The sequence below is a fragment of the Parvibaculum sp. genome, from assembly GCF_030694575.1.
GTDB lineage: Bacteria > Pseudomonadota > Alphaproteobacteria > Parvibaculales > Parvibaculaceae > Parvibaculum.
The window spans coordinates 22,158-30,080 of the sequence record NZ_JAUYUS010000127.1; the positions used below are offsets into that span (position 1 = coordinate 22,158).

A 7,923-nucleotide genomic window follows, 5' to 3' on the forward strand; every position below is an offset into this window, starting at 1 on the left:
GTTCCGCCGTCAGTCGGCGGGGGCGCTCTGAAGTTGCGCCGCCGTCCTTTCCGGTTCGTCCAGTTCCTTCGGCGCGAGCAGCAGGTACATCGCAGGCGTCACCAGCCGGGACAGCACCGTCGAGGAAACGAGACCGCCGATGATGACGAAGGCGAGCGGCGAATAGAGACCCGATCCCTCGAGCGCGAGCGCGGTCAGTCCGCCGATTGCCGTCATCGAGGTCAGCAGCACCGGCAGGAAGCGGATTTCACCGGCCCGTTCGACCGCCTCCTTCAGGGGCACGCCTTCGCGGCGGAGCTGGTTCGTGAAATCGACCAGCAGGATCGAGCTTTTGATCTCGATGCCGATCAGCGCGACGAAACCGATCACCGCGGTGAAGGACAGCGAGTAGCCGGAGAGCCAGAGCCCCACCAATCCGCCGACAATGCCGAGCGGGATCACGCCCGCCACCACGAGCGTCGTGCGGAACGAGCGGAACTCCAGAATAAGCACGCCGAGAATGCCGAAGATCGCGATCAGGACGGCATTGGTGAGGCCGGAAAAGCCTTCCTTCCGGGCTTCGATCTCGCCGCCCGCACGGAAATCGTAACCCGGCGGTTTCGGCAGCGAGGCGATCGCCTTGAAGACTTCGTTCGTCACCTTCTCGGTGTTGTAGCCGGTTCTGGTATAGGCGGTCACGGTGACGAGGCGCTGGCGATCGAAGCGGTCGATGCGGCCAGGACTGGATTCGAGATAGGGACTGGAGAGTTGGTTGAGGGGTATCGACGCGCCGCTTGCCGTCGGCACGAAGACGCTCTGCAGCGCCTGAATCGCATGATGATCCTCGAGCGGCAGCCGCGCGACGATGGGAAACTCGTCGCCGTCGGCCTCGCGGTAGGCGCCAACCGTTTCGCCGACAATGGCGAGACGCACCGTGCGGTCGATCTCGCCCGGCGGGACGCCGAGCAGGCCCGCCTTTTCCGTATTGAGCCCGAGATTATAGTCGGTCCGGTCGAGGCGGACGGGGTTCACCACGTCGCGCGTTCCCTCCACGCCTTCAACGACGCGGCTCACATCGGCTGCGAGCTCCTTCAGCACGCGCAGGTCGGACCCGAAAATGCGCACGGCAATCGGCGCTTCGATGGGCGGTCCGTTCTGAAAGACGCGCAGCACGAACTGGGCGCCGGGATATTTGTTGAATTCGGAGCGCAGCTCATCCTGCAGGGCAGGCGTCTTCTTCTGGTCGAATTCGGCCATCTGCGCGAAGACTTCGGCCTTGTTGGCGCGCTGTTCGCGGGCATTCTCGTTGTAATAGATCTGCGGATTCGAGCGGCCGAGATTGGAGATGACCCAGTCTATTTCCGGCCGCGCGCGCAGCGTCGCGGTCACGTAGTCGAGCGCCTTTTTCGTTTCCTGAAGGCTCGTCCCCTGCGGCGTCTCGATCTGCACGAGAAACTGCCGGCTGTCGGCGGGCGGGAACAGGCTGAAGCCGATACGGGGCACAAGCGCCAGGCTTGCGACGCAGACAAGCATGGCGGCAAAGGTGGTCGCGCGCGGCCACCCGAGCGCGATGTGAAGAAGCGGACGGTAGATCGTGTGAATGCCGTGCATCACAATGCGCAGAAAAACATTGCCCTGCGGATGGGTCTTGTCGCTCAGGAGCCGGCTGGCGAGAAAGGGAATGATGGTCAGCGCGACAAGCAGCGAGGCCGATACAGTGAAAAGAACGGAAACGGGCAGCGATCGCGTGAACTTGCCCGCTCCGCCCGGCAGAAAGAGCAGAGGCAGGAAAGCGAGGATCAGCACCGCCGTGCAGCCGACCACCGCAAGCGAGATTTGCGAGGTCGCGGCGATCGCCGCTTCATAGCGTTTCTTGCCTTCGCGCAAGTGGCGTTCGATGTTCTCGACCACGACGATGGAATCGTCGACCAGAAGACCGAGCGCGAGCACCAGCCCCGCGATCGACAACTGGTTCAGCGAAAAGCCGAAGAAGTCGAGCAGCGCCACGCCGATGGCGAGCGACAGCGGAATCGAAACCATCACAATGCCGGCGGCGCGGAAACCAAGCGGCAGCAGGGTGATGGCGACGAGGCTCACCGCGATGGCGAAGTCGAGATAGAGACGGCTCAACCGGTGCGACACGGAAACCGTCTGGTCGAAGGCGCGTTCCATCCGCACATCGGGCGGGAGATGCGGCTCGAACTCGTCCAGGACCCGGTAGATTCCGTTGCGCACGTCGAAGACGTTCTGGCCTTCCTTCTGGTTGGCGGTCACGAAGACGGCGCGCTCGCCGTTGTACCAGCCGAGATAAGTCGCCTCTTCCGTCGCCCAGCTCACCTCCGCCACATCGCGCACGCGCACGATGTTGCCGCCGAAATTGCCGATCACGGTGTTGCGGATGCCGTCGATACTGTCGTAGCCGCCGGCCGTCTTGAGGTTGAAGCGCCGGGCACCTGCGTGGATCGGACCGCCCGGCAGTTCGGCGGCGTCGGCACCCACCGCGTTCGCGACCGCCGTCACGGGAATGCCGAGGTTGGCGAGACGGCCGAAATTGATCGACACGCGTACTTCCGAACGCGGCAGGCCCCACGCCTCCGCGTCGCGGACGCCGGGCACGCGGTAGATTTCATCGGTGAGGTCGTCGGCGAGATCTTCCAGCACGCGGTTCGGCGCCGTCTCCGAAACGAGCGCCACCTGCACGACATTGGTGAGCGAGGTGCGGAACTTGTTGATGTCGAGGCGGCGGATGCCGGCCGGCAGCGTCGGGCGGAGCGCGTTTATCTCGCGCACCACGTCGTCATACTTCTTGTCCGGATCTGTCGACCAGTCGAACTGCACCTGAATGATGGCGAGCCCGTCCTCGGCGCGGCTCTTGATCTCGTCGAGGTCGTCGAGCCGGTTTACCGCGTCCTCGATGGGACGGATCACGAGTTTCTCGATGTCGGCCGGATCGGCTCCCGGCAGCGCCACGTTGACGACGGCGAAGGGCCCCTTCATGTCGGGGTCTTCGGCGCGTGGAATGGAGCTGAAGGCGTTGAAGCCCACTGCAACCAGCATGGCGAAGACGACGAGAGTGAATTGCCAGTTCCGGACGGCGAAGGCGCTGATGCTGCTGATGTTCATGGACGGGCGGCCTCGTCCGCGGGCGCCGTTTCGGCGCGTGCCGCCTTGAGGTCGGTCACGACACGGACCTTCACACCGTCGTGCAGATAGGGCGCGCCCGCGCTCACCACCTGGTCGCCCGCCTTGAGGCCGTCCGTGACGATCACCTCGTCGCCGCTGATCCGGCCGATGCCGATGCGCTTCTGGCGCACGGTCATGCTCGCCCTGTCGAGCAGGTACACATTCGCCACCGCGCCGTGCCCTTCGAGGATCGCGGTCGCCGGAACGGCGAGAGCCGCCGCCGCACTTTCGTCCGCCGGTTCGATCTGCGCTACGCCGATGAAGCCGCTCGCGGTTCCTTCCGGCGCGGTGTCGAGCGCGACCTCGATTTCGAATGTGCCGGTGCGCGCCTCGCTTGCGGCGGCGATGCGCCGGACGGTGCCGCCGATCGTTACGCCCGGAAAGGCGTCAAGCGTCACGGAGGCGCGGGCATCGAGCCGGATGCGCGCCACGTCGCGGTCGGCGAGGCCCGCCTTCAATATGAAGCCGCCGCCGCCCTGGCTTACCGTCAGGATCGGCTGGCCGGGATTGACGATTTCATTTGGCTCGGACTGGCGCGAAAGCACCACCCCATCCGAAGGTGCCACGATCTTCGACAGCGACCGGTTGAATTCCACGCGGCTCCGCTCGGCCAGCGCCATGTCGTAAGCGGTCTGCGCGTCCTGCATGCGCTGGCGGCTCACATATCCGTTTTCGAGCAGGGGCGAGATCCGGTCGACATCGCGCTTCGCCTTGACGGCGGCAGCGTTCGCGCGCCGCGCGTCGGCGTCGATCTCGCGCATGTCGAGCTCGGCAAGCGTGTCGCCCTTCCGGACGATGTCGCCCGCATCGACGGTAATGGAGCGGACGAGGCCGGAAATCTTGAAGGAGAGTTCCGCTTCCCGGTCGGGGCGGACAAGGCCGTAAGCGGTGACGAAACCGGCCTCGGGAGCCGGGCGCACCTCCGCGACGAGGATGGGGATGGCGGTTTCCGTTTCGGCGGTCTTGCTGTCTTCCTCGCCGCACCCCGCAAGGGCAAATGCCCCCAACACCGCGACAAGTACAAAACGCGGAAACCCAGCCATCACGACCTCCCCAACTAACCGAACGGTGTTTATTTAGGAGGTTCTGACCGCTGGTCAAGGCTGCTGAACGGTGTTAATTAGCGGAAATGGCACCGAAAGACGCAAAAGCCGTCAAAAGACCTTCAACGAAGGTCAAACCGCCTGCCAAGGCGCCGCGGAAGGGTGCGGCGGCGGTGCGCCGGAGGCTCGCGCCCGAGGAGCGGCGAAGACAGATCGTGGCGGCCGCCAAGTCGCTCTTCCTCGAAGAGGGGATCGATCATGTCTCCATGCGCAAGATCGCGCGCAAGGTCGGCATCACGCAGGCGGCGATCTACCAGCATTTCGAGAACAAGGAAGCGATCCTCTTCGTCATCATCGAGGACTTCTTCAGCGATCTCCTCCATGTTTTCGAGGTGGCGGTTTCCCAGGAAACGGAGCCTGCGGCGCGCCTCCGCCGTGCGATGCGCACCTATATCGATTTCGGCTTGTCGCGGACGGAAGAATACCGCCTCGTCTTCATGACGCCGATGTCCGGGCTGGTGCGTGCGGGCGTTGCCATACCGCGCACCGAGGAAGCGAAGCTCACACCCTCAAAAGGCTCGCTTGCCTTCGGCATGCTGGATAGCTGCGTCCATCAGGTGGTCGAAGCGGGTGCGACGCGCGATCTCGATCCGGATCTCGTCTCCGAGGCGATCTGGGCGGCGGGACATGGGGTCGTCTCCCTCCTCATCACCCATGGCCATTTTCCATGGACCGACAAGGCCGCGCTGATCGACCTGCAGATCGACCTCCTGCTGGAAGGATTGCTTCCCGCCGGCAGTCCCGCGCGCGGCGAAAACCGTGGCGGTGGCTCCTCCTGCCCGTTTGGCCCGCGCTGATCTTCACGCCCGCTTCCTCGTTTCAGTGACCTCGCGAGCCCGGAAAACCACCGTGCCGAGTGTCACTTGACTGTTTAGTCAATTTATGACTATTTAGTCAAATAGACTTCGGGAGGGTGTCCATGGCGAACAAGGCAGTGGCGAGAAAGACGGAAGATGCGGGCTCGCGCCGCCGCGCGCAGATGCGGTTCGTCCTGGTCGAGGCTGCGATGCAGCTCTTCGCGCGGCAGGGCGTGGACGCAACCACGATCGACGAGATCGTCGATCTGGCGGGCGTCGCCAAAGGTACTTTCTACAATTACTTCACAGACCGGGCCGAGATCGCGCGCGCCGTCGCCTCCGGCATCCGGCATGAGCTGAATGACGCCGTCGAGGAGCTCAATCGCGGCATCGACGATCCGGCGGAGCGCATCGCGCGCGGTGTCCGCCTGTTCATGGCCTGCGCCATGCAGAACCCCGTCAAGACGACGCTTCTCGCGCGCCTCTATGAAAGCGGCTCCGGCGTCGACCGGCATGGCAACGAGCACCTGCTCGGGGATATTCGCGACGGCATCGCGAAGGGCCGCATTCATGTGCCGGGCGAGGAGGTCGCGCTTCATCTCGTTGTCGGTCTCGGCACCATCGCCATGCGGCATCTGCTCGACACGGTTGCGGGTCCGGAGATTCTGCGCGGGCAGGGCTATGCGCGCGACATCGCAACCCTGCTGCTGCGCGGTCTCGGCGTTGCGCCCGCGGAGATTGACGCAATTCTTGCCCGGCCTTTCGACGTCAGCGGCATCGGCTTCAAATAAAAAAAGCGGAGGACATCATGATAAAGGTGACCGACATAGCCTATGTGCGCTTCCGTGCACCCGATCTCGACGAGATGGAAAAATTCCTGATCGAGTTCGGCATGGTGCGCGCGCAGCGCAGCGACACGCATCTCCATATGCGCGGCACCGACGCGCATCCCTTCGTTCACGAGACGGAAAAGGGCGAGGCAGGTTTCGTCGGCCTCGGTTTCTTCGCCGAAAGCGTCGCCGATCTCGAGAAGCTCGCGGGCGAGCATGGCCTTGCCGTCGAAGACAATCCGGCGCCGGGCGGCGGCAAGATCGTCCGCTTCACCGATCCGAACGGGTTTCCCGTCGATGTCGTCGCGGGGCAGTCCGCGCCGGAGAAGCTCCCCGTCACCCGCAAGCTCGTCCACAATGACGGCGATGCGCGTGCGCGTGCGGGCCAGCCGCTCCGTGTCGCTGCCGGGCCCTCGCAGGTAAAACGCCTCGGCCATTGCGTCATCAACGTCACGGATTACCGGGCGAGCGAAGCCTGGTACAAGGAACGCTTCGGCCTCGTCACCTCCGATGAAATCGAGATTGCGCCCGGCGCGCCCCTCGGCGCCTTCCTGCGCTGCGACCGCGGCCCGATGCATGTCGATCACCACACGCTCTTCCTTGTCGGCACCGGCCAGCCCGGCTTCAATCACGCCGCTTTCGAGGTCGCGCATTTCGACGACCTGATGGCGGGCCACCAGCATCTGGAAAAGGCCGGCCGCCGTCACGAATGGGGCGTCGGCCGCCATATCCTCGGCAGCCAGATATTCGACTACTGGCGCGATCCGTGGGGCCACACCGTCGAGCACTGGACCGACGGCGACCTCTTCAACAATGAAACACCGCCCGAAGTGCGCGGGCTCGACGAGCTGATGGGCAATCAATGGGGCCCGGACGCTCCGCCTTCGATGGGCAGCTAGAAAACAATTCGCAAGGGAGACATTCATGAAGCTCGCAACATTCAGCGAAGGCGGCTCGACGCGTATCGGCGTCGTTCGCGACGACGGCATCGTCGATCTTTCCAGGGCCGCGCCGGAGCTGCCGCGCGACATGAAGGCGCTGATCGGCAGCGATGCGGCGCTCGCCCGCGCGCGTGAGGTGGCGAAGGGCGGTGCCGCCATTCCGCTCTCGGCCGTGAAGCTCCTCGCGCCGATACCCCATCCGGGCAAGGTCCTCGCCATCGGCCTCAACTACCGCGACCATGTCGAGGAATCCGGCCAGCCGATGCCCGAGCATCAGGTCTGGTTCAACAAGCAGCACAACTGCATCACCGGTCCCTATGACGACATCGCGCTGCCCTCCGTTTCCGCCTTTCTCGATTACGAGGCGGAAATGTGCTTCGTCATCGGCAAGCGCTGCAAGCATGTGCCGAAGGAGCGCGCGCATGAAGTGATCGGGGGCTATTTCGTCGGCGACGATGTCAGCGTGCGCGACTGGCAGCTCCGCACCAACACCTGGCAAATCGGCAAGAGCTTCGACACGCATGGCCCGATCGGCCCGTGGATCGTGACGCCGGACGAGGTCGGCGACCCGCATGCGCTCGACATCAAGTGCTGGGTCAATGGCGAGCTTCGCCAGAATTCCAACACGAAACATCTCATCTTCAACTGCTTCGACCAGATCGCGCATCTGACGCAGGCCTTCACGCTCGATATCGGCGACGTCATCTTCACCGGCACGTCGTCGGGCGTCGGCGGCGCGATGAAGCCGATGCGGCTCCTGAAGGAAGGCGATGTCGTCCGCGTCGAAGTCGAGAAGCTCGGCTATATCGAAAACCGCGTGGTGCCGGAAAAGGCGGAGACGGTGATCGAGGCCGCGTAACCCGGCTCGTTACCAACCTTCCACCCCCCCCTGGGGGCGGGTCGGAAAATTCGAGTGGAACACGAAGAATTTTACGGGGCGGGGGCCGGAGCTCTCGTCTTGCCCCCGCCCCGAAATTTGTTTCGCTGCCGCTCCACAAATTTTGACCCTCCCCGAGGGGAGGGTGGGAAGAGACTCAAAGGGGAAGAGGGAAATGAAGCGCGAGGAAACGGAAGTCCTGATCGTCGGGCT

Annotated in this window: 6 protein-coding genes; 4 read left to right on the plus strand and 2 right to left on the minus strand. The window is 64.2% G+C overall.

All coding sequences use genetic code 11. The features are described from left to right. Nucleotides 1–9: 9 nt before the first annotated feature. Both Q8S60_RS17935 and Q8S60_RS17940 read right to left on the minus strand, forming a co-directional pair. The gene (locus tag Q8S60_RS17935; RefSeq protein WP_305275064.1) at nt 10–3,102 is read right to left on the minus strand and encodes an efflux RND transporter permease subunit; all 3,093 of its coding nucleotides are present in this window, start codon (nt 3,100–3,102) and stop codon (nt 10–12) included. Then, nucleotides 3,099–4,205, minus strand: coding sequence for an efflux RND transporter periplasmic adaptor subunit (locus tag Q8S60_RS17940; RefSeq protein ID WP_305275062.1), 1,107 nt, complete (start codon nt 4,203–4,205; stop codon nt 3,099–3,101). Before Q8S60_RS17940 ends, Q8S60_RS17935 begins: the two co-directional genes overlap by 4 nt. Nucleotides 4,206–4,420: 215 nt before the next feature. On the opposite strand from Q8S60_RS17940, the gene Q8S60_RS17945 reads away from it, so the two are divergent. The 4 genes from Q8S60_RS17945 (at nt 4,421) to Q8S60_RS17960 (ending at nt 7,692) form a co-directional block, all read left to right on the plus strand. Continuing rightward, a complete protein-coding gene (locus Q8S60_RS17945) occupies nt 4,421–5,062 on the plus strand; it encodes a TetR/AcrR family transcriptional regulator (protein WP_305275060.1) in 642 nt (213 codons plus the stop codon). 122 nt (nt 5,063–5,184) lie between these two features. Then, complete coding sequence (locus tag Q8S60_RS17950; RefSeq protein WP_305275059.1) at nt 5,185–5,853, plus strand: TetR/AcrR family transcriptional regulator; 669 nt, start codon at nt 5,185–5,187, stop codon at nt 5,851–5,853. Between the two features lie 17 nt (nt 5,854–5,870). Continuing rightward, entirely contained in the window at nt 5,871–6,791 is a 921-nt protein-coding gene (locus tag Q8S60_RS17955; RefSeq protein ID WP_305275058.1) for a VOC family protein, read from the plus strand. A gap of 25 nt (nt 6,792–6,816) precedes the next feature. Further along, nucleotides 6,817–7,692: a fumarylacetoacetate hydrolase family protein gene (locus Q8S60_RS17960; protein WP_305275057.1), complete on the plus strand. Its 876-nt coding sequence runs from the start codon at nt 6,817–6,819 to the stop codon at nt 7,690–7,692. The last annotated feature ends 231 nt before the right edge of the window (nt 7,693–7,923 follow it).

Coding starts and splice junctions, on each gene's coding strand:
- Q8S60_RS17935 (WP_305275064.1), bottom strand. CDS start 3,102: ATGAACATCAGCAGCATCAGCGCCTTCGCCGTCCGGAACTGGCAATTC.
- Q8S60_RS17955 (WP_305275058.1), top strand. CDS start 5,871: ATGATAAAGGTGACCGACATAGCCTATGTGCGCTTCCGTGCACCCGAT.
- Q8S60_RS17950 (WP_305275059.1), top strand. CDS start 5,185: ATGGCGAACAAGGCAGTGGCGAGAAAGACGGAAGATGCGGGCTCGCGC.
- Q8S60_RS17960 (WP_305275057.1), top strand. CDS start 6,817: ATGAAGCTCGCAACATTCAGCGAAGGCGGCTCGACGCGTATCGGCGTC.
- Q8S60_RS17940 (WP_305275062.1), bottom strand. CDS start 4,205: ATGGCTGGGTTTCCGCGTTTTGTACTTGTCGCGGTGTTGGGGGCATTT.